Annotated in this window: 33 protein-coding genes and 1 tRNA gene; 31 read left to right on the forward strand and 3 right to left on the reverse strand. The window is 63.8% G+C overall.

Annotated features, from left to right (window positions below):
* The first annotated feature begins 47 nt into the window (after nt 1–47).
* The 30 genes from Q5064_RS01220 to Q5064_RS01365 all read left to right on the forward strand — a co-directional run bounded on the left by Q5064_RS01220 (nt 48) and on the right by Q5064_RS01365 (nt 23289).
* Nucleotides 48–788, forward strand: coding sequence for a DNA cytosine methyltransferase (locus Q5064_RS01220; protein WP_302961687.1), 741 nt, complete (start codon nt 48–50; stop codon nt 786–788).
* A 10-nt stretch (nt 789–798) separates the two neighbouring features.
* Complete coding sequence (locus Q5064_RS01225) at nt 799–1113, forward strand: hypothetical protein (protein WP_302961590.1); 315 nt, start codon at nt 799–801, stop codon at nt 1111–1113.
* Between the two features lie 22 nt (nt 1114–1135).
* Nucleotides 1136–1657: a DUF4406 domain-containing protein gene (locus Q5064_RS01230; RefSeq protein WP_302961591.1), complete on the forward strand. Its 522-nt coding sequence runs from the start codon at nt 1136–1138 to the stop codon at nt 1655–1657.
* 12 nt (nt 1658–1669) lie between these two features.
* Complete coding sequence (locus Q5064_RS01235; RefSeq protein WP_302961592.1) at nt 1670–1993, forward strand: HNH endonuclease; 324 nt, start codon at nt 1670–1672, stop codon at nt 1991–1993.
* Nucleotides 1994–2114: 121 nt separating this feature from the next.
* The gene (locus Q5064_RS01240; protein ID WP_160345556.1) at nt 2115–2261 is read left to right on the forward strand and encodes a hypothetical protein; all 147 of its coding nucleotides are present in this window, start codon (nt 2115–2117) and stop codon (nt 2259–2261) included.
* Entirely contained in the window at nt 2261–3913 is a 1653-nt protein-coding gene (locus Q5064_RS01245; protein ID WP_302961595.1) for a PBSX family phage terminase large subunit, read from the forward strand. Before Q5064_RS01240 ends, Q5064_RS01245 begins: the two co-directional genes overlap by 1 nt.
* A 1-nt stretch (nt 3914) precedes the next feature.
* Nucleotides 3915–5339 carry a phage portal protein gene (locus Q5064_RS01250; protein ID WP_302961597.1) on the forward strand — a complete coding sequence of 475 codons (1425 nt, stop codon included), beginning with the start codon at nt 3915–3917 and terminating at the stop codon, nt 5337–5339.
* Complete coding sequence (locus Q5064_RS01255) at nt 5339–7714, forward strand: phage minor capsid protein (protein WP_302961599.1); 2376 nt, start codon at nt 5339–5341, stop codon at nt 7712–7714. The genes Q5064_RS01250 and Q5064_RS01255 overlap by 1 nt, the downstream gene beginning before the upstream one ends.
* The gene (locus Q5064_RS01260; protein ID WP_160345547.1) at nt 7714–7887 is read left to right on the forward strand and encodes a hypothetical protein; all 174 of its coding nucleotides are present in this window, start codon (nt 7714–7716) and stop codon (nt 7885–7887) included. The genes Q5064_RS01255 and Q5064_RS01260 overlap by 1 nt, the downstream gene beginning before the upstream one ends.
* Nucleotides 7888–8067: 180 nt before the next feature.
* On the forward strand, nt 8068–8595 hold the full coding sequence (locus Q5064_RS01265) for a hypothetical protein (protein ID WP_302961601.1): 528 nt from the start codon (nt 8068–8070) through the stop codon (nt 8593–8595).
* 4 nt (nt 8596–8599) lie between these two features.
* A complete protein-coding gene (locus tag Q5064_RS01270) occupies nt 8600–9472 on the forward strand; it encodes a hypothetical protein (RefSeq protein WP_242166506.1) in 873 nt (290 codons plus the stop codon).
* 14 nt (nt 9473–9486) lie between these two features.
* The gene (locus Q5064_RS01275; RefSeq protein WP_242166503.1) at nt 9487–9720 is read left to right on the forward strand and encodes a hypothetical protein; all 234 of its coding nucleotides are present in this window, start codon (nt 9487–9489) and stop codon (nt 9718–9720) included.
* The gene (locus Q5064_RS01280) at nt 9721–10086 is read left to right on the forward strand and encodes a hypothetical protein (RefSeq protein ID WP_202095574.1); all 366 of its coding nucleotides are present in this window, start codon (nt 9721–9723) and stop codon (nt 10084–10086) included.
* Nucleotides 10083–10415: a putative minor capsid protein gene (locus tag Q5064_RS01285; RefSeq protein WP_160345536.1), complete on the forward strand. Its 333-nt coding sequence runs from the start codon at nt 10083–10085 to the stop codon at nt 10413–10415. Before Q5064_RS01280 ends, Q5064_RS01285 begins: the two co-directional genes overlap by 4 nt.
* Entirely contained in the window at nt 10412–10741 is a 330-nt protein-coding gene (locus tag Q5064_RS01290) for a minor capsid protein (protein WP_302961608.1), read from the forward strand. Before Q5064_RS01285 ends, Q5064_RS01290 begins: the two co-directional genes overlap by 4 nt.
* Nucleotides 10741–11136: a minor capsid protein gene (locus Q5064_RS01295; RefSeq protein WP_160345531.1), complete on the forward strand. Its 396-nt coding sequence runs from the start codon at nt 10741–10743 to the stop codon at nt 11134–11136. Before Q5064_RS01290 ends, Q5064_RS01295 begins: the two co-directional genes overlap by 1 nt.
* Entirely contained in the window at nt 11136–11852 is a 717-nt protein-coding gene (locus tag Q5064_RS01300) for a phage tail tube protein (protein WP_160345529.1), read from the forward strand. Before Q5064_RS01295 ends, Q5064_RS01300 begins: the two co-directional genes overlap by 1 nt.
* A 98-nt stretch (nt 11853–11950) precedes the next feature.
* Nucleotides 11951–12409 (forward strand): hypothetical protein, encoded by a 459-nt coding sequence (locus Q5064_RS01305; protein WP_242166499.1) that lies wholly within the window; start codon nt 11951–11953, stop codon nt 12407–12409.
* Entirely contained in the window at nt 12375–13040 is a 666-nt protein-coding gene (locus tag Q5064_RS01310) for a Gp15 family bacteriophage protein (RefSeq protein WP_160345525.1), read from the forward strand. The genes Q5064_RS01305 and Q5064_RS01310 overlap by 35 nt, the downstream gene beginning before the upstream one ends.
* A gap of 3 nt (nt 13041–13043) precedes the next feature.
* A complete protein-coding gene (locus Q5064_RS01315; RefSeq protein ID WP_302961612.1) occupies nt 13044–15743 on the forward strand; it encodes a phage tail tape measure protein in 2700 nt (899 codons plus the stop codon).
* Nucleotides 15740–16378 (forward strand): hypothetical protein, encoded by a 639-nt coding sequence (locus Q5064_RS01320; protein ID WP_160345521.1) that lies wholly within the window; start codon nt 15740–15742, stop codon nt 16376–16378. The genes Q5064_RS01315 and Q5064_RS01320 overlap by 4 nt, the downstream gene beginning before the upstream one ends.
* Nucleotides 16378–17544 carry a phage tail spike protein gene (locus tag Q5064_RS01325; protein ID WP_160345519.1) on the forward strand — a complete coding sequence of 389 codons (1167 nt, stop codon included), beginning with the start codon at nt 16378–16380 and terminating at the stop codon, nt 17542–17544. Before Q5064_RS01320 ends, Q5064_RS01325 begins: the two co-directional genes overlap by 1 nt.
* Before the next feature lie 11 nt (nt 17545–17555).
* Nucleotides 17556–18242 carry a hypothetical protein gene (locus Q5064_RS01330; RefSeq protein WP_160345517.1) on the forward strand — a complete coding sequence of 229 codons (687 nt, stop codon included), beginning with the start codon at nt 17556–17558 and terminating at the stop codon, nt 18240–18242.
* Nucleotides 18243–18246: 4 nt separating this feature from the next.
* Nucleotides 18247–19197 (forward strand): DUF6273 domain-containing protein, encoded by a 951-nt coding sequence (locus Q5064_RS01335; RefSeq protein WP_302961615.1) that lies wholly within the window; start codon nt 18247–18249, stop codon nt 19195–19197.
* 102 nt (nt 19198–19299) lie between these two features.
* Nucleotides 19300–19851, forward strand: coding sequence for a hypothetical protein (locus tag Q5064_RS01340; RefSeq protein ID WP_302961617.1), 552 nt, complete (start codon nt 19300–19302; stop codon nt 19849–19851).
* Between the two features lie 433 nt (nt 19852–20284).
* Nucleotides 20285–21346: an RNA-directed DNA polymerase gene (locus tag Q5064_RS01345; protein WP_302961621.1), complete on the forward strand. Its 1062-nt coding sequence runs from the start codon at nt 20285–20287 to the stop codon at nt 21344–21346.
* Nucleotides 21347–21433: 87 nt separating this feature from the next.
* Complete coding sequence (locus tag Q5064_RS01350; RefSeq protein WP_160345509.1) at nt 21434–21733, forward strand: hypothetical protein; 300 nt, start codon at nt 21434–21436, stop codon at nt 21731–21733.
* 1 nt (nt 21734) lies between these two features.
* The gene (locus Q5064_RS01355; RefSeq protein WP_160345507.1) at nt 21735–22172 is read left to right on the forward strand and encodes a phage holin family protein; all 438 of its coding nucleotides are present in this window, start codon (nt 21735–21737) and stop codon (nt 22170–22172) included.
* Nucleotides 22150–22425, forward strand: coding sequence for a hypothetical protein (locus Q5064_RS01360; protein WP_160345505.1), 276 nt, complete (start codon nt 22150–22152; stop codon nt 22423–22425). The genes Q5064_RS01355 and Q5064_RS01360 overlap by 23 nt, the downstream gene beginning before the upstream one ends.
* A gap of 9 nt (nt 22426–22434) precedes the next feature.
* A complete protein-coding gene (locus Q5064_RS01365) occupies nt 22435–23289 on the forward strand; it encodes an N-acetylmuramoyl-L-alanine amidase (protein WP_302961625.1) in 855 nt (284 codons plus the stop codon).
* A gap of 125 nt (nt 23290–23414) precedes the next feature.
* Here the strand turns inward: Q5064_RS01365 and Q5064_RS01370 are convergent.
* The 3 genes from Q5064_RS01370 to Q5064_RS01380 all read right to left on the reverse strand — a co-directional run bounded on the left by Q5064_RS01370 (nt 23415) and on the right by Q5064_RS01380 (nt 24878).
* Nucleotides 23415–23490 (reverse strand) — tRNA-Ala (locus Q5064_RS01370).
* Nucleotides 23491–23562: 72 nt separating this feature from the next.
* Nucleotides 23563–24426 carry an Mrp/NBP35 family ATP-binding protein gene (locus Q5064_RS01375; RefSeq protein ID WP_302961628.1) on the reverse strand — a complete coding sequence of 288 codons (864 nt, stop codon included), beginning with the start codon at nt 24424–24426 and terminating at the stop codon, nt 23563–23565.
* A gap of 134 nt (nt 24427–24560) precedes the next feature.
* Nucleotides 24561–24878, reverse strand: coding sequence for a CDP-alcohol phosphatidyltransferase (locus tag Q5064_RS01380; RefSeq protein WP_302961631.1), 318 nt, complete (start codon nt 24876–24878; stop codon nt 24561–24563).
* A gap of 168 nt (nt 24879–25046) precedes the next feature.
* Here Q5064_RS01380 and Q5064_RS01385 point away from each other — a divergent pair, with 168 nt between their 5' ends.
* Nucleotides 25047–25565, forward strand: a complete 519-nt coding sequence (locus Q5064_RS01385; RefSeq protein ID WP_302961633.1) for a metallophosphoesterase family protein — start codon at nt 25047–25049, stop codon at nt 25563–25565.
* Nucleotides 25566–25570 lie beyond the last annotated feature (5 nt).

Genomic DNA, 25570 nt, shown 5'->3' on the forward strand with positions numbered 1-25570 from the left:
TGATTCAGGACGATCTGAGCGCGACGCTTGCCACTAGCCAAGACCAGGTGCTGTTCCAGTCCAACGTGCTGCCGATCGACACCACCCAGGTGACCGACCCCAGGAACGGCAGCAACCCCCAGTGGGGAGACCCCTGCCACACCATGAGCGCCCAGGGGCACACCCCTGCGGTGTGCATCGGATTCAGCGCGGGGCAGTCAGCCACGGCGGGATCCGTTGCCGCGCAGGACGAGGTGGCCCCCACCCTGAGGGCGGCCGAATCGGGAACGAACCAGGTGCCGAGCGTTGCCTACGCCATAAGCGGCAACATCATCGGCCGCGAGGAGAAGAATGGCGGCCACCACCTGGGCATCGAGGACGATGGGGCGATGTTCACCCTCACGACCGCCGACCGCCACGCCGTGTGCATGGCATCAGGTCAGGCACATGCGGAGATCGAGGAGGAACTTGCACCCTGCCAAGCGTCGAGGCAGTACAAGGACCCGCCCATCGTGAGCCTGTCGAACGGCGACGATGTAGTCGGAACGCTGTGCGCAAGAGACTACAAGGGCATCGGCTCGCAATACGTAAACGAGGGCAAGGTCATCACAGCCGAAACACCGAGCGGCTACATAGTGCGCCGACTCATGCCCGTGGAGTGCGAGCGCCTGCAAGGCTTCCCCGACGGATGGACCGATTTGGGAGGCACCCCCGACGCTCCCCGCTACAAGGCATGCGGCAACTCCATGGCCGTGCCCGTAATCAACCACATAGGCCGCCGCATCGAAGCGGTGGACTCGATCTTCTAGGAGGAAATTGATGGAAGAGATCACGCTGCCCGTAGGGGTTCAAGCCGACATAGACGAGGCATTCTGCTACCGAGAGGACAAAAGCTACCAAGACCGCGCGCATGAGTACCTTGAGCGGTACGAGGTGGCGAGAGGCTACCGCGACACAGCCGTGCAGGCCGTGGTGACCGATCTTGCCAAGCGCGCATTCATGGCGGGAGCCGAGGGACGTGAGAAGTTCGACACCAAGGAAGAACTTGGGGAGATTCGAGCCGAACTGCTGGAAACCGCAGCCAAGTGCACCCGCGCGGCCATAATCGTCGGGGGGGGGTTCACTGATGACTAGCCGAACCAGCGACCGCGTGTGTATGCTTGAGCTCAACACGGACATGACGCGCATCGTCTGCTCCAAATGCGGGTGGGAGGTGCCAGCCGGCACCAACCCCAACACCGTGAGGGAATGCGGAGGATGCGAGAGGGTGGTGGCCTACGGAGACATCCCCCGCCTCTACCTCATCGGGCCTGTCACGGGTAAGCCGAACGACAACAGGGAGACCTTCAGGGCAGTCCGCGCCATCCTGCGCAAGGACGGCTACGAGTGCGACTGCCCGCACCACTACATCGAGCAGGGAACCGAATGGGGCAAGGCTATGCGCACCAGCATCCGCCAGATGCTCGCGAACGACGGCCAGAGCACCATCCCGCTGTACGACGGCATCGCCATGCTGGACGGATGGGAGCGGAGCCGTGGCGCGAAGATCGAGCACGACATCGCCGAGGCGCTGGGCATGCCCTGCCGCCCGTGGAGGGAATGGCTCAGCCCCGCAGCGCCCGCAGCCACGATGGCGAACGCGCCCGCACCCCAGCCGCTGCTGGCACCGTGCTGCTAGGGGGCGGACGCGATGCCCATGGAGCGCCACCGCTACCCGAAGGACTGGAAGCAGATAGCAGCCCAGGTGAAGGAGGAGGCGGGGTGGAAGTGCGAGGAGTGCGGGAAGCAGTGCCGCAGGCCGGGAGAGCCGCTGGACACGCACCGCAGGACGCTCACCGTGCACCACATCGACCACACGCCTGAGAACTGCGAGAGGTCCAACCTCGTCGCCCTGTGCGCCCCCTGCCACCTGCGCGCGGACAAGGAGCACCACGCCCAGACCCGCAAGCGCAGGCGGGAGGAGTACCGGCGACACATGGCGGAACATGCCAATGCGGCCGATCGGGCTTCTTGAATCTTTCCTTCTTCCCCGGTCGCGCCGCGACCCTCCTCTACCGGAGCCGCCTTCCCTAGGGCGGCTCCCTTACGTTTTGCGACACATCCAAGAGAATCACCGCCAAGATAGGAGGACCGCCATGCCGCTCAGCCAGATGAAGTGCTGCAAGTGCGGGGGCATGATGCCGGTGCGCCGCAGGCGCGGCCACCTGCGCAAGCGCAACCACATCAAGACCATGTGGTGCCCTTGGTGCAAGCGCGTCACACAGCACAGGGAACGCTTCTAGTGCTCACCGCCCCCCAGGAGAAATACTGCCAGGCCCGCGCCCGTGGGCTTTCACAGCGCCAAGCGTACCGCGAGGCCTACCCGAAGTCTGTCAAGTGGAAGGACTCGGCGGTGGACTCGCAGGCTTGCCGCCTTGAGAAGCTGCCCAAGGTTTCCGCAAGGGTCAAGGAATTGCAGGATGCGGCCGCAGAGCAGGCTGTCGCGTCGCGTGCGGCCGTCATCAACCGAATGGCGGCCCTGAACGCCCATGCATCCAAGATAGCCGTGGAGAGGGCGCGAGAGGGCTTCATCGACAAGGCGGCCACCGATGCAATGATGGCCACAGGCTCCAAGCTGCTGGACGTGCTGCCCGACGATACGGGCAAGGCTGACGGCATCCTGAGGGTGTACGACTTCGGGCTGCTCATCGGGCGCGCCTTCATCGACCTGCACCGCTCCATCATCGCCCACGAGTTCGAGGAGATATGGGAGGAAGGCGGGCGCGGCTCGCTCAAGACCAGCCACATCGCCACCGAGATCGTGAACGGCGTGACCACCGTGCAGGGGCGCAATGCCCTCTGCATGCGCAACCGGACGAACAAGCTGCGCACCTCCGTCTATGCGGAGATCAAGAAGGCCGCCCGGAGGATGGGCGTGGCCGACGAGTTCACATGGGGCAAGTCGCCCCTGCAGGCCGTGCACAGGCCGACGGGCAACGTGATCTACTTCTTCGGGGCGGACAACGTGAACCCTGAGGACTCCCCTCTCAAGGGCCTGGCGCCCGAGGAGGGCTATATCGCATATGTGTGGTTCGAGGAGGCCAGCCAGTTCCCCGGCTACCGCTACGTCCGCAACGTGAAGCAGACGGTGCTGCGCGGCGGCGGCGACCTGCCCACGTGGACCTTCCTCAGCTACAACCCGCCCATATCAGCCAACGCATGGGTCAACCGCGAGAGCAAGCAGCCCCAGGAGGGCCGCACCGTGCACCGATCGCACTGGACGGATGCGCCGAGGGCGTGGCTGGGCGAGGCGTTCATCGCCGTGGCCGAAGCACTCAAGGCGCGCAACCCCAAGGCGTACCGTCACGAGTACGACGGCGAGGCCACGGGCACGGGAGCCAACGTCATCGACCCTGAGATCATCGAGGTGCGCCCCATCACTGACGAGGAGCGCGAGGCGCTGGACAACATAGCCCACGGGGTAGATGCCGGCAGCGTCCACCCGTGGGTTCACGAGCGCGTGGCCTATGACGTGGACGAGCACGTGCTGTGGTTCCTCGATGAGGACAGCGCCACGGGCAGCGAGGCGCACGACACGAAGACCGCGCCGCTTCTGGCCGAGAGGCTTGAGGAATGGGACGAGGAGGATGCAGACCTCTGGTGCGACAGCGCGGCCAAGGGCATGATCCTGTACTACCAGCAGCAGGGGCTTCACGCGCGCAAGGCCTACAAGCAGGGCGTGAACTCCCCAAGCGAGCGCGTGCGGTGGTTCAACCGCCTCACCAAGATCGTCATCGACCCGAACACCTGCCCGCTCGCGGCTGAGCAGATTCCCGCCCTTGAGTACGTCATAACCCCGTCGGGCGACATTACGGAGACACTGCCAAAGGTAGACGATGACACGCTGGACGCTGCGGGCTACGCGGCATCCGTATGGATTAGGCAGGGGTTATAGCATGGCAGAGGAGCGCGGCACTTTCGCCTTCGCAATCGAATGGCTCAAGATGATGGGCTACCATCCCGACACCCGCATGAGCGGAATCATCGGGAAATACTGGGGCTGGTACACGGCCGACAACAACTGGTATCACTACAGCGTGAGCAGGAATATGCGCCGCTTCCGCGTTGACCGCGAGACGCTGCACCCTGCGGCACTGGCGGCGGAAGCGTGGAGCGACCTGCTGATGAACGAGAAGCTGGGCATCACCGCCGAGGACGAGGGGATGCAGAAAGTCATAGCCGCCCACTTCGGCGGCTTCGGCGTGAACCAGGCCGACTTCGTTACCCGCTCCTTCGCCCTCGGCACAGGGGGATGGGCCTGCGGGGTCTATGACGTTTCGGACGATGGCATGCTCCACCCCGATGCGCGCGTGGAGATCGAGGACTACGAGGCGCACCAGTGCCTCCCCCTCACGTGGTCTGCTGACAGCTGCACGCAGTGCGCGTTCGTGACACGGGTGGAGCTGGACGGCCGCGACTATGACCAATGCCAAGCCCACGTGCTGCTGGACGGCACCTACCACATCCTCACGCAGCTGTTCGACATCAAGAGCCACCGCATGGTGTTCCCTGAGAGCGTTATCGCAGACCTCGACACCAAGAGCACCGAGCAGACCTTCGCGCTCGTGAAACCCGCCGTCCCGAATCCCCATTTCAGCTATTGCGCAATGGGCGCCAGCATCTTCGAGAAGGGCATCAGCGCCATCAAAGCCACCGACGAGGCGCTCACCAGCCTGCTGGTGCACATGCGAGTCGGCCGCCCCAAGATGTTCGTGACCGACACCATGATCGAGAAGAAGACCAAGAAGGACGCGAACGGCAACAAGGTCACCGAGTACGCCGCATTCGGTGAGGCCGATGACACCGTGTTCCGCACGCCTCCCGGCGAGGAGGGCACTGACCCGATGAAGGTGGTGCATCCCGAAATGCGCGTGGCCGACAACGAGGCAGCCATCAACGCCGGCCTCAAGATGCTCTCCCTCACCTGCGGGCTTGGGGACAACTACTGGGCATGGGACCACAAGGACGGCCTGAAAACGGCCACCGAGGTGGTGAGCGATTCCAGCATGCTGGCCAGAACGCTCAGGAAGCACCAGAACGCCCTCAGCGGCTCCATCACCACGCTGGTGCGCGGCGTGGCGGGCGTTTGCAAGGGCATCTGCGGCACAGCGGTGGACACGCAGGCAGCGGTCTCCATCGACTTCGATGACAGCGTCATCACCGACACGCAGACGGACAAGAACATGGCGCTCACCGAGATCAGCATGCTGGGCATCCCCGCCCTCAAGCGCAAGTACCTCGTGGACTACTGCGGATTCAACGAGGAGGATGCAGCGGCCGCCGTGCCCGACCAGGCCGCAGCAATAGATCCGGGCTTCTAATGCTGTCCCCTGAGCAGATCGAGACGGCTGGCGACGCGGTTGCCGCCGTCTACAACGACATAGAGGCCAAGATGCTCGACCACCTGGTCATCGCCCTCATCAACGTGGAGGAACTTGACCAGATGACCATGACGGAGCTCAACCTCCTCGCCCAGTCCCACACCCAACAGCTTCGCGACTACATCAACGACGAGCGCGAGGTCATCGCGGCCGGGGTGCGCGAGACCGCCGAGCGCCTGATAGAGGCATCCGATGCCGATGACATCAGGCGGATGGGCAAGGGCACGCCGCTATGGCCTCAACAGGTCACCGCGACCGTTGACGGCGTGGCCAGAATCTTGGCACGCGACAACATCCAGATGGTGGAGGGCGCCAAGCAGGCCTTCCTCTCGGCCTCAGTGGAGGCCATCACGCGCGTGAACACCGGCACCATGACCACGGAGCGGGCACTGCACTCCGCCGTGAGGAAGCTGGAACGCGAGGGCATCCCGATCATCACATACCAGAACGCCAGCACCGGCATCGTCACCGTGGCCAACAAGGTGGACGTGGCCGTGCGCCGTCACATCCGCACACAGATCGCGCAGGACGGCGCGCGCATGACCTTGGAGCGGATGGAGCGCGGCGAGGTCACGCTTGTGGAGGTATCGAGCCACGAGGACAGCAGGCCGAGCCATGCCGCATGGCAGGGGCAGGTCTACAGCCTGCACGGCGAGGTGGAGATAGACGGCCACAAGTACGCCGACTTCTACGAGGCCACGCGCTACGGAAGCGTGGACGGCCTCCTGGGCGCGAACTGCCGCCACAGCTTCGGGCCGTACCGACACGGAGCGCCGAGGGCATACGAGCAGAACCCGCAGCACCCCAGCGGGCTGGAAGGCTCGGAGGTGTACGAACTGGAACAGCAGCAGCGGTACCTTGAGCGGCGCATCCGCGAGGCCAAGCGAGAACTGAGGGGCGCGCAGCAGGTCTACGATAAGACGGGCAGCCTTGAGAGCCGCACCAACCTGCTCAAGGCCCAGAGCACGCTGAAAGATCGGCAGAGCGCCATGCGCGACCTCATCAGCGACGCCAACGCCAAGGCGAAGCCCGGCACCACCGTGCTCACCAGGAGGCCGAACAGAGAATGGGCTGGCGACATGCCGAAGGGCACCGCCATCAAGGCCAGCGGGCGCAAGGTTGACGAGTTCCTGGGAGGCTCGGGCGCATCCGCGACGCTCAAGGCCAACGGAATCACCAAGAGCGCGGCACGCGCCGCCATAGCCAAGGAAATGGCCAGCCGTGGGGGCACCGCCGCAGACTTCGCATCGCTTTCAGCCTCCGACCAGCAGGGCATCTTCAAGAGCATCGTGAGCACGCTGCGAAACCCCGGCAAGATCAAGGGCGCGCAGCACGCGGCCAAGACCGCCGTGGACAGGTCCGCCCCCGTATATGCGAAGCTGGAAGGCAAACACGTGGACAAGGTGGCCAAGCTAGTCGGCAAGGGCACCACGCCGGCGGCGCGGCTATATCTGCGATACGAGGACCAGCTGAGCCTCATCGACCACGCCTACCGCAGCACCGCCCACTTCTCGCCCAGCGACGTGGGCGTGCGCATCAACGTGGCCAACACCTACGCCGACGCGCGCAGGCCGTCCATGAACACGTGGTTCCACGAGTTCGGCCACCATATCGACTACATCAGCACGGGGGCGCAGGGCTATGCGGCCAAGCGTGCCGCAGGCGTTCCCTATGGCGATATGTACGCCTCCACGAAGTACAGGGGAAACGCCTTCGGCAAGATGCTCAAGGAGGAGGCGACCGCCTACGTCGATGCGGTGCACGCGCGCATCAAGGCGGAAGCCGCCGCCTTCATCGACGCCATGGACCTGAGGGGGATGCGCGACGCAGGTATGCTGTCCGAGGCAACGTTCTCCGCGCTGCGGCACGATGCCCGCGCGTACCAGCGCGTGACATCCCCAGGCTTCAAGCCGGAGGACTACGGCTACACGCCAGAGGAGGTCAAGGCCATCAAGGCCAGCAAGAAGAGCATCGTGGCCACCGTCAAGAAAGACCCGCAGTACAAGGAGGCCGTCAAGAAGCAGCGCGCCTACGAGGCCGTTGGCAAGGAGATCAGGGGCATGACAGATGCCCAGAAGGCCGACCTCTCTGACATCTTCGGCGGCGCGACCGGCAACAAGGTGGACGGCGGCTGGGGGCATCGCACATCGTACTGGGACAAAGGCGGCGGCGCGCTCGCACGCGAGGCGTTCGCGGAGTTCTACAGCGCGCACATCGGCAACCCTGAGAGCCTTGCGGTGCTCAAGCAGTACCTGCCGAAGTCGGCGGAGATATTCGAGGATATAATCGAAGCGATTGAGAAAGGGGCTATCTGATGGATGACCTGATCTACGAACTCATGGACGAGTACAAGGCGAAGTTCGGGGACATCTTCCCCCGTATGATGATGATGAGCGCGCCGGACGAGGAGGTCGTTGCGGCAATACGCCAGTGCCTCGACACAGGGCAGCCGTTCGACCCCGGCCTGCCGGATGACGCGATAGTCTAGCGAAACCGTGAAGCCCCGCCGAGCGCGGGGCTTTTTCATGCCCAGGCGACACCTTGGGGAAACTTCCAACTGCGCGAGAGACGGCGGCAACGGTCTCAATCGCCCGCCTGAGCGGCAATCAGGTACCGAAGCGCGCAGAGAAGCGCGGAAACCAAACCCCGGAAGGAAAGGTTGGAAGCAATGACAGGAACAGAACCGACGCCCACGCCCACGCCCGAGCCTACGCCGGCACCGACCCCTGCGGCGGAACCGGCACCCGCCCCGCAGCCTGCTGCACCTGCCGCAGAGCCTGCACCAGCAGCCGAGCCGACACCGCAGCCTGCTGCACCTGCCGGCAGCACCGTGAACGCCCACAAGTACCAGCGCGACATCGCGAAGGTGGAGGCAGAGCGCGACGCTGCGAAGGCCGAGGCCGAAGGGTACAAGGCCCTCAAGGACGAGTTCGAGCAGTGGAAGGCCGAGCAGGAAACTGCGAAGACCGAGAGCGCGCTCAAGGCGGCCGGATGCCATGACGTGGTGGCGGCGAGCGCACGCCTCGGCGAGTTCGATGGCGACATCGAGAAGCTGAAAGAGGCCGCGCCCTACCTGTTCACGTCCACCGATAACAGCAAGTCCACAGGGGGCAAGCCCAAGGGGACCCCCGACCCCGAAGACGAGCGCACGAAGAAGATGCGCGAGACCTTCGGGCTGACCAACGAAAAGGAGTAAACCAATGCCCAACCAGATCACCCTGCCCCAGGGCATCCAGACCATCTTGGACGAGGTGTACCGCCAGGCGGCCTGCACCTCCGTGCTGGACAGCGCCCCCTCCCAGGTGCGCCCCACCCAGAACGTCCACGAGTTCTGCTATCCGCAGATGGAGGTCGGCGGCCTCGGAGACTACGACCGCGCCAGCGGCTACACCTCCAACAGCGGCGTATCCCTCGTGTGGAAGACCGTGGAGGCCGACTACGACCGTGGCACCAAGATCATGGTCGATGCCATGGACAACCAGGAATCCTTCGACCTCGCCTTCGGGCAGGCCGCGAACATCCTGATGCGCGAGCATGTGGCACCTGAGGGCGATGCCTTCACCTTCGCCAAGATCGCCGCGCTCACCGGCATCACCAACAACACGGACTCCATCGAGGGCGGCGCCCAGTTCCTTGAGGCCATCCTCACGGCCACCACGGAAATGGACGAGAACGAGGTGCCCGACGAGCAGCGTTACCTGTTCACCACCTCCACGCTGCTCAAGTCCGTGAAGGCCCTGGACACCACCAAGTCCCGCGAGGCGCTTGACGGCTTCGCCGGCATCATCAAGGTGCCCCGTGGCCGCTTCAACACCGCCATCGACCTGCTCAGCGGGCGCGACGGCGACGAGATCGCGGGCGGCTGGAAGCCCTCGGAGCTCTCTAAGCCGATCAACTTCCTTATCGTGCACAAGCCCGCGCTCATCAAGTTCGACCGCCACATCGCCGGCCCCACCGTCATCAGCGCGGACCAGAACCCCGATGCGGATGCGGACATCGTGAAGTACCGCAAGTACGGCGTGGTTGACGGCTACGAGAACAAGCGCGCAGGCATCTACCTGAGCCACCAGTAAGAAGGAGGAGCAACATGAAGACCGTGGGTCTGCTCATCGACGGCAAGGCCGTCCAGAAGAAGGAGGCCAAGACCTCCAAGGCGAAGACCACCAAGACCACGACCAAGGCTGACAACGCCAAGGCCGAGAACAAGGGCGCGGAGAAGGCCGAGAAGGCCGAAGACGCTGCCAAGGACGAGGCTGCCGCTGAGAAGCCGGCAGAGGCCAAGGCTGACAACGCCAAGGCCGGAGAGGAGGCGGGCGAGTAGATGCCGCTGCCATCCGTCACATACGAGCAATACAAGGCTCAGGGCGGAACGCTCGAAGCGGATGCCTTCGCGGCATCCCTTCGGGCGGCGGTATCTGCGGTGCGCGACGTGATCGGCTACAACGAGCCGCAGGACGATGATGACGTGGAGGCATACACCCGCGCGGTGTGCGCCGCCGTGGACGTGGACGAGGCCTACGGGGCATCCGGCGGCATCGGCGAGGGCGTGGCATCGGTCACGCTCGGCAAGTTCTCCGCGACCATGGGGCAGGCATCCGGCTCGTCATCGCTCTACGACGTTGACATGAGGCGCGCCGTGCGCCGTGAGCTCGTCGGCTCCACCCTCCTCTACCAGGGGCTGCAATGATGCCCCTGCCGCGCAGGCTGCTGCGCTCCACTGCGAAGGTCAAGGTTCCGAAGACAGGAACGCCCTACGGCGGCGAGTTCGAGGAGCCTGTGACCATCGAGCGCGTCTGCTTCGAGCCTACCGCCTCGATCAGGCGCACGGATTACCAACTGCAGGCGCCCTTGAAGGGCACGCTCTACATAGACCCCAAGGTGAGCACTGGCGCCTTCGCTATCCCTGCGGGGTCCCTGGTGAGCATTGACGGGGAGGTCTCCGATGCCACGGTGCATGAGTGCCAAGCCGTCCCGAACCTCGGCGACCTGCACCATTGGGAGGTGCTGCTCAAATGACGGTCATCCTCAACATCAAGGACATCGAGAAGCTGGCGGACCCGGCCGAGGCGAAGAAGCGCCAGGAGGAGTACGCCATGCGCGTGGCCTTCGTCATGCGCAAGTACGTGCCCCGCGACGAGAACACGCTCAGGGCTTCCGAGCAGCTGAACTCCAAGTACGCCGAGGGTTTGCTGATCTGGAGCACCCCGTATGCCGCAAGGCAGTACAGCATCCCCATGAGGCACACCACGTCGGGAACCTGCGACCATTGGGACGAGGCGTGCGCGCGCAACGATATGCCCGCGCTCATCAAGTACGCCGAATCCCTCTATGGAGGTGACTGATGGCAGCCCTTGACCTTCTGGACGTGATGCGCCGCCGCCTCAACGAGGGCGGCATCACCGACGTATTCACCACCATGCCAGACGGCAGACGCTTCCCCGAATCGGTGACCATCGCCTTCGGCGTGCCCGACCGCAAGATCGTCTACTACGACGGCACCACCACCTCGCCGCTGCGCGTGACCGTGATCGTGATGAGGGTGAGCGAGTACGAGGCCATGGCCACGGCTCAGCTCGCCGAGAGCATCTTGGCCACCTCCCCGCTCGATTCCGAGAACGGCAGCTACGAACTTGAGAGCTTCGAGACCACCGACCCCCAGCCGCTCCCTTGGGACGAATCCGGGCGGTTCGTGTGGGCTTTCGATGCCTACATCGACACGAGAAAGGACTTTTTCTAATGGCGAAGACCGTGGACATCGGGTTCGCGCTGAACTACCAGTACGCGAACCTCCTGAACATCACCCCGGAGGAGGATGAGCCGACCTGGGCCTACATGGGGCCGGGCATCGAGGACATCAGCCCCGACCGCTCCGAGAAGACCGACGAGACCGAGGACTACTCCACCGGCGGCAACACCGTCACCACCGTGACGGGCGTGACCAAGACCACGAGCGTCACCGGCAAGCGCCGCATCGGCGACCCTCTGCAGGACTACTTGGCCAGCCTTGAGGAGTGCTTCGGGGACGAGCGCGAAACCCAGTACCGCTGCGTGTCCCCCACCGGCGAGATCATCGAGGAGGAGGTCACGCTCAAGGACATCAACATGAGCGGCCCGAACGGCGCAGCCTCCGACAAGCAGGCCATCAGCTTCGGCATGGCACGCAACGACACCCCCACCCTCATCCAGCCGGCCAAGGGGCACCATCTTCCCGCCACCATCGCGGTGGAGGACGTGACGGTTTCCGTGGGAAAGACCGAGCAGGTCACTCCGACCGTCGAGCCTGCCACTTCCTCGGACTGGTGCCTGTATGCCATCGAGAACCCCGACATCGCCAAGGTGACCGCCGACGGCATCGTTGAGGGTATCGCGGCGGGCAAGACGCGTCTCTCCGTGAAGTGCGCCGCCAAGCCCTCCATCCGCGCGACCGTGGACGTGGTGGTCTCCGAGGCTTAGCCAAGCGACACACTTGGGAATATCGGTCATGAGGCCGGGGAGGAAGCGCAGCCTCCCCGGCCTTTCCTTTTACTGCGCGAAAGGAAAAGAGGTAAACCATGGAACTCAAAGTCAAGGCACCCTATGAACCGCTAACCATCGAGATCGGCAACGCGGTGGTGGAGACCCGCATCAACGTGACGGTGGACGGCCTGCTCGACATCGGAGAAGCATGCAACAAGGCGCACAGCAAGATGACCGCGCTCCAAAAGCTGCGGGACCAGGCCGAGCAGTCCAAGAACGTCTCGCAGCTTCGCAAGCTGAACAAGCAGACGGCCGACGTTCTTGAGGTGGCGGTCAAGGCCGGCATCGGCGAGGAAGGCTACGACGCGATCGTGGAAGCCTGCGGCGCTGGCTACCCCATCAGCAAGGTGGACTGCAACATCGTCATGGGCAAAGTGTTCCACGCTATCTTCCAGACGGTTCAGGAGCGTAAGGAAGACACCCTCAACGAGAAGGCTGCGCATTACCTGGCGGAGGTAGATGATGCGCAGTCCGAGCCTGACCCGGAAGACTAAGGCCGAAAACGGCCGCCTCGTCAGTTCCTACGAATGGGGCGGCCATCGGGTTGACGTATGCGATTCAGCACGCAACGGCATCCTGGTCATAGAGCTGTTCCAAGATGAGGAGCTTGCGCCCGAGCAGAAGGCGCCGCTCCTCATTCGCATGCTGTTCCCCAAGCCCGAAGACGCTCTGGCCATCGCAGGCGAGCGCCTTGGGGACCTCCTCATCGACATCGTGTGGGAGGCCTTCGGGCTTGACATATCGAGCGACGGCCGCCACGCCTCGGAGCATGAGGATGCGGTCTTCGACTTCACAGAGGACGCGGGGAGAATCCGCGCCTCGCTGCTCCAATGCTTCGGCCTCGATTGGGATGACGTGGCCGGCACCCTCTCATACGCCGACATGTGCTCGCTTCTAGGCATGCTGCTGGAAGCCGATGCCGAGACGCCGTTCGCGCAGGCGGTCTACTACCGCACGGCCAAACCCCCGAAGCGCAACAAGCACAACGGAGACCTGTGCGATGCCTTCGAGGCGCGCCGCAAGCATTTCGCCCTCCAATCGGGGCGCGATCCCGAACTGAGCGCAAACGACACGACCGCCGACATGTTCGCAGCGGCCAAGCGCGCCGCCCAGAGAGGGGCGTAATCCATGGCCAACACCGTAACTATCGACGCAAAGCTGAACGAGAAGGGCGTCGTTTCGGGCGCAAAGAAGATCACCGTCAGCCTTGAGGACATCAAGAAGGCGGACGGCTCCCTCAACTGGCAGGGCGTGAAGGACGGCGAGAGCGCCGCCAAGAAGTCGGGGGATGGCTTCACGGTACTCAAGGGAATCCTCGCCAACCTCGCAACTGCGGGCATCGCCGTGGCTGCCGGCGCGGTCAAGGACTTCTGCTCCGAGGTCGTGGAGATCGGCCAGACCTTCGAGACCTCCATGAGCAAGGTGAGCGCGCTCTCCGGCGCGACCGGCGACGATCTGGCCACGCTTGAGGCGAAGGCTCGCGAACTCGGTGCGTCCACCACGTTCAGCGCATCGCAGGCGGCTGATGCACTCGGTTATATGGCGCTCGCAGGATGGGACACCGAGCAGATGCTCGCGGGCGTCGGATCCGTGCTCACCCTGGCCCAGGCCGGCGAGATGGAACTGGCGGCGGCCTCCGACCTCGTAACCGACTACCTCAGCGCCTTCAACATGGAGGCGAGCGAGACCGCGCGCATGGTCGATGTTCTCGCCTACGCGCAAGCCAATGCCAACACGACAGTCGAAGGCCTCGGCATGGCCTTCAAAAACTGTGCGGCAAACGCGAACGCGGCCGGCATGGACGTGGAGACCACCTCGGCCGCCATCAGCATGATGGCCAACCAGGGCTTGAAGGGTTCGGAAGCGGGCACCGCCCTCAACGCCGTGCTCCGCGATATGACCGCGAAGATGGAGGACGGTGCCATCGCTATCGGCGAGCAGTCCGTGGCGGTAATGGACGCAGAGGGCAACTACCGCGACTTCACGGACATCCTTGCAGACGTGCAGGAGGCCACCAACGGCATGGGCGACGCTGAGAAGGCAGCAGCCCTCCAGAGCACCTTCACGGCCGATAGTATCAAGGGCCTTAACCTCCTCCTCAATGCCGGAGCCGACGAAATGGTCGGATTCAGGGACGAACTCTACGGATGCGCTGGCGCAGCTGAGGAGACCGCCGCCACGATGACGGACAACCTTGGCGGAGACCTGGCAGCTATGAACTCGGCATTTGAGGAACTGAGCCTCAAAATCTACGACGGGCTGCAGGAACCCTTGCGCAGCGCCGTGCAGTTCATCACCGGGACGGTGGTGCCGGGCATCGAGGGCTTCATGGCGTGGCTCACCACGGGCACCCAGGAGTTCGATGAGTTCGGCAACGTGGTCGGCGAGACGGCCTCGCCGCTCTCGCAGCTGGCCAGCACCGTGCAGAGCATGGTGCCCGTGCTCGCTGCGGCAGGCGGCGCGCTCCTTGCGTACGAGGGTTACTCGCTCGCGGTGACCGTGGCAGAGAAGGCGCGGGCAGCGGCCACCGCTCTGGTGGACAATGCCACCAAGCTGCTCAACGGCACCATGAAGCTGAACCCCATCGGCATCGTCATCACGCTCATCGGCGCGCTCGTGGCGGCGTTCCTGTACCTCTGGAACACCTCCGAGGAGTTCCGCAACTTCTGGATCGGCGTGTGGGATGCCGTGAAGGCCGCGGTCCAGCCCCTGGCCGACTGGGTGATGGCCAACGTCATCACCCCGCTGGTGAGCAAGTTCCAAGAGTTCCAGACGCTGTTCGCCGGCCTCTGGGATGCCATCGTGGCAAACGTGACGAGCGCCTGGGAGCAGATTGCCCCCATCGTGCAGGCCGGCATGCAGGTCATCCAGACAATCATCGGCGCGGTCATGCCCGTCATCCAAGCTGCGTGGGATGGCGCGTGGGGGCTTATCTCCTCGGTGTTCACGGCCATCTGGGACAACATCAGCAACACCGTGAACACGGTCATGGGCGTAATCCAGGGCATCATCCAAGTGGTCACCGGCATCATCAGCGGCGACTGGGATGCGGTATGGAGCGGCATCAAGCAGATATTCGAGAGCATCGTGAACGGCATCCTGCAAGCTGGGGCCAACGTGTTCAACGCGCTCACCTCGATCATCAGCAGCGTGCTCACGGGCATCTACAACGTATGGGCCTCCATCTGGAACAGCGTGTTCAGCGTGGCCAGCAGCATTTGGAACGCCATCAGCTCAAACATCGGCGGGGTGGTCAATGGAATCTGGAACAACATCACCAGCACCTTCAACAGCCTAGTCGGCACCGTGCTGGGCATCTTCAACAGCGTGAGGGAAGCCATCACCAACCCCATCGAGACGGCGAAGAACACAGTGGGTGGCATCATCGACACCATCAAGGGGTTCTTCTCGAACTTCCACATCCAGCTGCCGCACATCAACCTTCCGCACTTCGCCATCTCGCCGGCGGGCTGGCAGATCGGGGACCTCCTCAAGGGTTCCATTCCCTCGCTCTCGATCGAGTGGTATGCGACGGGCGGCATGTTCAACGGCGCCAGCATCATCGGCGTGGGCGAGGCGGGCACCGAGTTCGTGGTTCCGCGCGACGGCAAGCATATGCTCCCGTTTGCGCAGGCGGTCTCCGAGAACATGGCGTTCCCGTCTCCTGAGGAGTTCGCCTCCGCCATCGTCGCCGCCCTCATGGCGGCAGGCTTCGGCCAGACGGTGCTCAAGATCGACGGCAAGACCCTGGGCGAGGCGCTTGCGCCGTACCTCGACCAGATCAACGGCAGCAGATACAACAACGCGAGGAGAGGACTGGCGATATGAACCACGGCATCAGCGTAGCGGGCTATCACTCCCTGGATGACTTCGGGTGGCGGCTCATCGACAGGGTTGAGACGCCGCCGCAGCTGCGCACCACCAAGGTGACGGTGCCCTACGCGAACGGCGCGCTCGACTACACCGGCGTGTACGGCGAGCCGTTCTACGGCGAGAAGTCCATCGAGTACACCTTCGCCAAGGACTTCAAGGGCATCAGCGAGCTGATGGAGGGCGTGCGCGAGTTCATCGAATGGCTCTCCGGCATCTGCAACACGGACATCCGCGACAGCATGTTCGAGGAGTTCCACAACCACGGCAGCTGCACATCCACCAAATGGGAGCACGCCAAGAGCGGAGTGCGCGCGACGGTGACCGCCACCTTCGACCTGTACCCCTTCATGGTTGCCGACGATGAGAGCACCGCCACGCTTGAGGTCGGCACCAACTACGTCATCAACGAGGGCAGGGCCGTGCGCCTGACCGCCAAGCCGCTGCGCGACTGGGCGACGATCACCGTGGGCGGCGAGAGCGCCACGGTCCGCAAGGAGCAGGTGACGAGCCTCTGCCTTGAGGCGGGCATGGTGGAGATCGAGGTGGACGGAGGCCCCGCGCTCATCCGCTGGTTCGAGGAGCGCATGTAATGCTCTACACGGTCACCATCACCAACGGCAGCGAATCGGTCAACATCCACGACCGCTACGAGCGCATCGCCGGCGCTCAAATCTCGAAGGAGCGCAACGCCATCGACAGCATGGCCTTCACGATCTACCCGGACAATCCGGGCTATGCGCTCCTTGATAGCATGACCACCACCATCCAGGTGCGCAACGGCAAAACCGGCCGCCTGGACTTCGACGGGCGCGTCGTGAAGGCGCCAGGCTCCATGGACGGCAACGGCCTCATATCCAAGGCGGTGCTCTGCGAGGGCGTGGAGGCGTACCTATGCGATTCGACCCAACCGTACCTGGCGGAGCGCCAGTGGTCGGGAGGCAACGGGCGCACCGGCCTGCAAGAGTTCATCGACTACGTGCTCGCGCGCCACAACGAGCGCGTGGAGCCGCACAAGCGGGTCTATCGCGGCAACGTTGACCTCGTGACCTACGAGACCACCGGCGGCGTGTACAAGGGACTGCAGCGCGATACCACGCGCGAGACCCTGTTCGGCAAGCTGGTGGACGTGTTCGGCGGAGAGATGCGCGTGCGCCGCAACGAGGCAGACGGCCTGCTCTATCTGGACTACAGCAAGAAGCTGGGGCGCGACCGCGAGACGCCCGTGGAGGTAGCGCGCAACATGGCCAGCGTCTCCATGGACGAGGACCCCACCCAGGTCATCACGCGCCTCTACCCGCTGGGGGCGAAGCTGGAAGACAGCGAGGACCGCATCACGGTGGCCAGCGTCAACGGAGGGCGGCAGTACATCGACGATGCCGACGCGCTTGCGAAGTACGGCATCCTCGAAGGAACGCAAACCTGGGATGACGTGACCCAGCCGGCCAACCTGCTGAGCGCCGCGCGCTCGTGGCTCGCCGAGAACAACCGATTCCCCCACTCCGCCGCCGTGAGCGTCTACGACCTCTCGCTCATCGACAAAGCGCCCGACGAACTGAGCCTGCTGGACTGGTACCCGTGCCGCAACCACCTGGTGGGCTTGGATGAGCCTCTTGAGATCATCAAGCAGACCATCGACATCAACGAGCCACACGCCTCAAGCGTGGACTTCGGCAATTCCACAGCGAAGCAGTCATCCCAAGCGACAGCAGCCCTAGCATCCAAGGTGGCACAGCTTGAGAAGATGCTCGGACTATAGGAAGGAAGGGCATGCCTAGAAACGCAAGAACCCACGACGTGCGCATCGTGGACCGAAAGATAACCTACCCGCGCAACGACCGATGGGTGCAGAACTGCGTGCGCGGCGACGTGCTGCGCGTCGCATGGGATGACGAATGGGACTACATGACCGACATCGTGGCCATCTTCGTCAACGCCGCCGACGGCGAGCGCAGCAACCCCATCGAGGTCACATCCGGCCAGTGCGAGATTCCGGCCAACGTGCTGCTCACACAAGGGCGGCTCTTCGTCACCATCATCGGCTACCTCGGAGACGAGCAGCGCATCGTCACCCAGAAGATGGAGCGCCCCTTCCTAATCAACGAGAGCGGCGACGTGTACGACACGCTTCTGCCCGAAGTCACCGAGGACGTTCTCTGGAAGGTGCTCAGCGCATGCCGGGACATTGACGAGACCATCGCGCAGGCGCTGGTGCTCGCGCGCGAGGCGCAGGCCATCATCGACGCGATTCACTCCGCAGGCTTCGATATGGACTCCGTGATGGAGGCCATCGGGCAGCTGACCAACCGCCTCACCCGCGAGAGCGGTGACATCTGGGCGGTCATGGACGTGCTGTATGCGTCCTTCGACGTGGCCGGCTACGAAGACGATGAGACCGCCATCTTCAAGGCGGCCAGCATGGACGAGGAAACCTTCACCCTAATGATTGGAGAGTAGCAACATGGCACAGGTAAACAGCTTGTCATTCATCAACGCCGAGGGCGTTCGCGAGAAGCGAGAGATCGTGGACTCTCAGGCGCGGGCGCTCATTGACGAGCAGGAGCGCAAGATTCTGGCGCTTGAGGAAGTGGACGAGGACTTCCGTGGCGGCCCCATCCTGCTGAACACCCAGCAGGCGAACAACACGTTCGAGGGCCGCAATATCGAGGTGCTGTTCGAGGACGAGATCGCCAACGGCTACGCGAACGCATGGGAGTACCTTGCCGACCGCGTTGACCTCAGCGGCAGCGTGGGAAAGAAGGCATACGCAGGCCTCCGCCATCGCGACTACGTGCCCCTGCAGGTCGAATCCAACACCTACAACTACAGAATTGGAGCGTTCGACTACGACCGCGACTGCGGCGACCCTGAGCAAGGCCCAAGCCTCCTCATGGTCCCGAACCTCGCCTTCCCTGAGCGCGTCCAGTGGAACACCACCAACGACAACAACGGAACGGCTGCGGAGCCTAACCCCTACCTCGCCAGCAACGTGTACCGCTACCTCACCAACACGCTGCTCCCCAAGTTCCCCGCCGAGGTGCGCGCCGTGATGAAGGAGCGCATCGCCCTCATGGAGCACCGCTACAGCGCATCCTCGAAGCTGACCGATTCCACCACGTGGTCGTGGAAGAACATCGGACGCCTGTGGCTTCCCGACGAGGGCGAAATGTACGGCTGCTTCTACTGGGGCAGCCGATACGGCAGCGCCATGGTCTCGAAGCTGCCCATCTTCGAGACGCCGAGTGACCGCATCTTCCGCACCCCCGACGGAGCAAGGTCTACCGTGTGGCTGCGCTGCGTGTCGGGCCTCGCCTCGACCAACGCGTGCTGCGCCAGCGCCTACGGCTATGCCAGCAACTATGCGTGCTCGAATGGCACGATCGGTGTGGCGCCCTGCTTCCTCATAGGCTGAGAATCAGCCGTACCTTATACTTTACAGAGGCCGCCTCGCGCGGCCTCTGGTCTTTACCCGCGAAGCGGGTCGTTGCAATTTTTCATTTTTTGGAGGTCCCCGATGACAGTGCTGGCAAGGAAGCGCAGCCTCTCGCGCATGGAGTTCTTCATCAAGGCGCAGGCCATCTACGCGGAAACCGCGCGGCTTGCCCACAAGGAGAGCGTGGTGCCGAAGTCGTACCGCTTCACCTTCGGCGTTCCCATGTGCAACGCAGCCCTCTCGATGGTCGAGAACATCGAGCGGTCGGATGCGTTCTACCCCAATACGTCCTGGGGCGTGATCGAGCGCAAGAAGCACCTCGCCCTTGCCATGGGAGACGCCAACGCGCTCTATGACATCATCGCTTGCCTGATCGAGGTGCGCCAAGGGCCGGCGAAGCCTGCGGAAACGGAAGACGGCGAGCAGAAGCCGCGCAAAGGCGCAGGCGTGAACATCAACGAGCTCAACCGCCTGCTGGAACTCCTTGACGAGGAGATCGACCTTCTGCAAGGCGCGAAGAACGGCGTGAAGCTGATCGGAAAGGAAGACGCTGAGGGCAAGTTGGCCGCTGCCGAGGCGGAAGCGCAGCGCCTACGGGACCTCGTGGCCATGCAGAGCGGGGTGCGGCTATAATGGCCGCAGGTTGCGCGTCGCAAGTTCGTCTAACGTGTGGCTGCGCTGCGTGTCGGGCCTCAACTCGACCAACGCGTGCTACGCCAACGCCAACGGCAATGCCAACAACAATACGTGCTCGAATGGCACGATCGGTGTGGCGCCCTGATTCACTTACGGCCCGTCCTAGTAGCTTTGCGAACGCTGTGCCAAAGAGGAAGGGATGCGCAACCTTCGGGGTCACCCCCGTCAATAAGCGCCTCGCGGAGGGCGGCGGACGCTGCTTGCATGGCGGTGCGTTGGACGTTCCGCGCCGTTTCATGCCGACCCTTCAAGCGGCTGGCAGAACGCTCCATTGGGAGCCGTGCGAGGCGCACTCATGAACTCCGAGGAAAGACGTGCGGCAAGGCGCAAGAGGCGCGAGGAGAAACGCGCGGCGAAGCGAGCCGAGCGCGTGAGGAACTGCACCCTTGAGCGCATAGCCGACCCCAACGCCCTCTACATCGCCGCCAAGCAGTGCGGCCGCAACGTGAAGTGGAAGGCGAGCATACAGACCTACCTCGTGCACATCCTGCGGAACATCACCAAGGCGCGCGCCGACATCCTCAACGGCGTGGACTTCTGCCGGCCGACCAACGACTTCGTTATATACGAGCAGGGCGTGCGCCGCGAAATCTCCGCCGTGAAGATATACGAGCGGGTGATAAAGAAATCATATTGCCAAAACGCACTGGTGCCCGCCGTGGTGCCCACCCTCATCGCGAACAACTACGCCAACGTGAAGGGGCGCGGCACCCTCTACGCCATCCAACACGTGAAGCACCACATGGCCAGGCACTTCCGAAAGCACGGAACCGACGGCTACATCCTGCTCGTGGACATCTCCAAATACTTCGCGAGCATCGACCACGAGCATGCCAAGGAGATACTTGAGCAGTTCGATGACCCGCGCCTCAAGGCGCTGGGCACCCATTTCGTAGACCGGCAGGGGGAAGTTGGCCTCGGCCTCGGAGACGAGCCGAACCAGATACATGCGGTGGCCTATCTCAGCCCGATCGACCACTTCGTCACCGAGTGCTGCGGCGTTGAGGCCTATGGCCGCTACATGGATGACCTCTACGCCATCCACACGAGCAAGGAGCACCTGCAGACGGTGCTGGGCTGCATCGAGGCGCTGTGCGCCGCCAGGGGCATGAGGCTGAACACCAAGAAGACGCACATCGTGAAGCTGTCCCGTGGCTTCACCTTCCTCAAGAAGCGGTTCTTCTACTCCGAGACCGGCAAGGTGGTCGTGAAGCCATGCCGCTCCTCCATCACGAAGATGCGTCGGAAGTTGAAGGCCATGGCCAAGCTGGTAGGGCGCGGGGCAATGACGGAGGAGCAGGCCTACGCCGCCTATCAATCGTGGCGCGGCAGCATGAAGCACATAGACGCGCAGAAGACCGTGGAGAGCATGGACGCGCTCTACCGCGAATTGTTCCACCCGGTAAACACTTTCCGGGGGGGGTCTCACTGAAATCGAAGTGAGAGAACTGCCCCTGGCGGCGTAAAGCGACACCCTCAATAAAGTGGGTCCATCCGAAGAACAGAAAGGAGGACCCACGTGAAGCGCCAGGAAATCGAGGGCGAGATCAACGCCAACAAGAACATCCTCGACCAGACCGACTACCAGATTCTGCGGGCTATCGAGGACATCTTCGCGGCGGAGGGCATTGCTGAACTACTCAGCGCCTTGGCCAACGCCGGCCAGGAGATCGTCCACACCATCAAGCTGCGGAAAGACTGCCGCAAGCGCATCAACGAACTGGAAGCCATGACGGCCGAGGACGATGAGCCTGTGGTGACCGTCACCGAGGAGCCTGCGGACGAGGCACCGGCAACCCCCGAACAGAAAGAGGAATAGCATGGAAGAGCTAGCCATCCAATGGCAGCCTATCGTCGTGGCCTCTGTGATGATGATTCTCGATATTGTCACAGGCTTCGCGGGGGCTGCAAAGAACCAGACCGTCGAATCGGGCAAGATGCGCGAGGGGCTTTGGCACAAGGCCGGCTTCTTCGGGCTGATCGCCCTGGCGTTCATCTACGAGGTGGCCGCCGTATGGATGAACTTCGAGGCAGATGCCGTCGGGCTTGGCGTGACCATCCCCGAACTCCCCGCCGTTTCGGGCGCGTGCATCTTCATCGTGGCCACAGAGATCGTAAGCGTGTGCGAGAACCTGTGCACGCTCAACCCGCATATTGCCGCCCTGCCGGTCATCAAATCGCTCAAACCGCACGACCCGGCAGCGCCCGACCTCACCGTGGAAGTGGAGGAAGACCATGCCACGGGAGCAGAGGGTTAAGCGCGCCCTGTTCTACTCAATCGCGGCGCTCATGCTCACCGTGGGCATCGGCGCCGCCTTGGTTCTCACGTCGCAATGGCATCCGAAGCCTCCGACCCCCGACGTGACGGCGCTGGCCAACCAAGTGCGAGACCGCGACCTCCTTACCCCACAGGAGAAGGAGTGGGCGCGCGAATCAGGGGTCGGAAGCTACTGGTTCGACGGCATGTACTACGTGGACTGGGGGCTGCCGTCGATCTACTGGAACGAATAGGAGGCCGATATGGCAAAGCTGTACATCATCTGCGGCCACGGCGCTGGCGACCCAGGCGCATGCGCCGGCGGGCAGACCGAGGAGGAGCGCGTCCGCTACCTCGCGAAAATCATTAAGGAGCGCGGCGGCTCCGACGTAGAGGTACTGGACACCTCCCGCAACTGGTACGCCGACGGCGGCATCAACAGCCTGACCCTTCCGAGCGGCGCCATGCTGCTGGAACTTCACCGCGATTCGGCGGCGGAGAGCGCGCGAGGCGCGCACGTCATCATCTACGGCGGGTTCGATGCCGATGACTTCGACAAGGCGCTGGCCTCGAAGCTGGCCGCCATCCTGCCGGGGCGCTCGCAGACCATCGTGAAGCGCACCGACTTGGCCAACCCGAAGCGCGCCGCCAATCGCGGAATCAACTACCGCCTCGCGGAGGTCGGCTTTATCTCCAACGCCGAGGACCGCGCGATCTTCGATTCCCGAACCACCGAGATCGCCGATGCCATCTTGGAGGCCGCAGGCATCGGCATCTTGGCCACCAATCCGCAGCCCTCTCAGACCGCGCAGAAGCCTGCGGCTCAGCCTGCCGCCCCATCTGCATCAACCTCGGCCGAGAAGACCGGAACGGGATTCGGCGGCAAGTACCGCTGCCAGGTCAACTCTCTGAACGTGCGCGATGCTCCGAGCCTCAGCGGCAACGTTGTGGCCAGCTACTCCAAGGGCCAGACCGTGGTGCTGGATGACTGGTACAAAATCGCCGATGGGTGGGTGTGGGGACGCTACACCGGCGCATCGTCCGGCAAGAAGCGGTACGTGGCGGTCGGCAAGCCTACAGGCGGCCCCGCTGCGGATGACTACCTGCTCAAGGTCTAGGCTGCACCAGACACCAGAAAAAGGAAGACCCCCTGCATCAGGGGGTCTTCTTGTATTTTGCGACTATGACGAGCGTGCGCCATGCCACGTAATAGCCGAGCCATGGTGTTCGGCTAATGTTCCTATGGTGGAGCCTAGGGGGATCGAACCCCTGACCTCATGGCTGCCAGCCATGCGCTCTCCCAGCTGAGCTAAGGCCCCGAAAAAGTGCGAGGACTATATTAACACAACGGCTCGGCGACGCAAGAACTTTTTTGAAAAAATTTCCCGTGCCTATTCCGCGGCCTCCTCGGACGCCGCAGCGACCTTCTCCACCTCGTCGATGATGCCGTCCAGGGCGCCTTCCACGTTGTAGGCCTCCACGCGGCCCTCGTCCACCAGGCGGGCGAAGGAGGGATCCATCGGCAGGGTGGCCACCGCGGGGATGCCGTACTTCTCGGCCACGGCCGCGCCCTGGGGCTCGCCGAAGATGTGGTGCTCCTTGCCGCAGTCGTCGCACTTGAAGTAGGCCATGTTCTCCACGAGGCCCACCACCGGCACCTCGAGCGACTTCGCCAGGTTCACGGCCTTGCCCACGATCATGGCCACCAGCTCCTGGGGAGCCGACACGGTGACGATGCCGTCCACGGGCAGCGACTGGAACACGGTGAGGAACACGTCGGAGGTTCCCGGAGGCATGTCGACGAACATGTAGTCCACATCGCCCCAGTTCACCTCCTGCCAGAACTGCTTGATGGCGCCGGTGACCACCGGGCCGCGCCACGCCACGGGCATGTCGCCCTCGGGCAGCATGAGGTTCACAGACATGACCTCGATGCCGCTGGCGGACTTCGCCGGGTTGATGCCGTCGGCGTCGGCGGTCAGGCGGGCATCCACGCCGAAGGACTTCGGAATGGAAGGGCCGGTGATGTCGGCGTCCAGGATGGCCACCTTATGACCGCGCTTGTTCATCTCGGAGGCGAGCAGGCTCGTGACGAGGGACTTGCCCACGCCGCCCTTGCCCGACACGACGCCGATGACGTGCTTCACGTTGGAGCGCTTGTTGGGCGCCAGGGTGGAGGGGCCGGCCTCGGCGGTGCGGTCGCCGCAGCCGGACACACCGCAGCTGGAGCACTCGTGGGTGCATTCTTCTGCCATGGTTCCTTCTTTCTCTTCTCGTTCGGCCGCACATGCGGCCTCGGTAGTTCGCTGGGCATCATAGCACAAAGGCCGCCGGAGGCGACCTTTGCAGACGGACGTATTTCCAGGGAAAATGGGCGTGGCAGAAAACCCTAGAAGTCCTCGGGCATGTCCTTGCCGTCGCCGGATGCGTAGAACGTGGCCTCGTCCGCCATGGCGCGCACCGACTTGCCGTCGTGGAAGGGCAGGTCGAGGAACTCGGCGATGGTGGGCACGAGCGGGCTGCAATCGACGTAGTGGCCCTTCTCGTTGAACTGGTTGGTATCCTGGGCGCGCCAGTACTGGTCGTTCACGTCGGTGAGGTAGTACAGCCCGTCGGCCACCTCCATGTACACCGCGTGATTCGTGTGCAGGTACGTCGGCAACTCTTCGATGGTGATGTCCAGCGCCTCAACGTCCTTCTTACCCATGGATGCTCCTGTTCTCGTGGGGGCAATGGCCTTCTTGGGCCGTTACGGCTATGATAGCAGAGCGCGGCGACGGCCCTTGCCGCAGATGCCCGCGCCACCAATTCGCTATTCCGCGCCCGGCTTGCCCGCCCACGCGACGCCCTGCCGCCCACTGCCAAGGAGGACCTCATGCGCATCGGCATTATCTCGGACACCCACGGATCCTTAAGCCCCCAGGCCTACGCGGCGCTGGCCGACTGCGACCATATCATCCATGCCGGCGACATCGGCGGCCCGGCCATTCTGCGCGAGCTGGAAACCCTCGCGCCCGTGACGGCAGTGCTCGGCAACAACGACTTCGCGGAATACGGAAGCGAGGTGGGCCCGTTCGCACGGCCGGTGCTCGACGGCGTGAAGTTCCTCGTGGGACACAAGCCCGGCGACGTGCGCGTGAACCGCGGAGGCGCCTCGCGGGGCCTGGGGCCGGGAGACCCCATCCCCGACGTCATCGTGCACGGGCACACCCATGTGCCTGAGTTGGTGGTCGGCCCCGAGGCGCGGCCCGCGAGCATCTACATGTGTCCGGGCGCGGTGTTCCGCCCGCGCAGCGACTTCGGCCGCACCATCGCCAAGATGGTCGTGGAAAACGGCCGCGTGCTGCACACCACCATCGAGAGCCTGGACGGGAAGGTACTGCTGGAGGCGTGAGGAGC

Source organism: uncultured Adlercreutzia sp. (assembly GCF_958431955.1).
Taxonomy (GTDB): domain Bacteria; phylum Actinomycetota; class Coriobacteriia; order Coriobacteriales; family Eggerthellaceae; genus Adlercreutzia.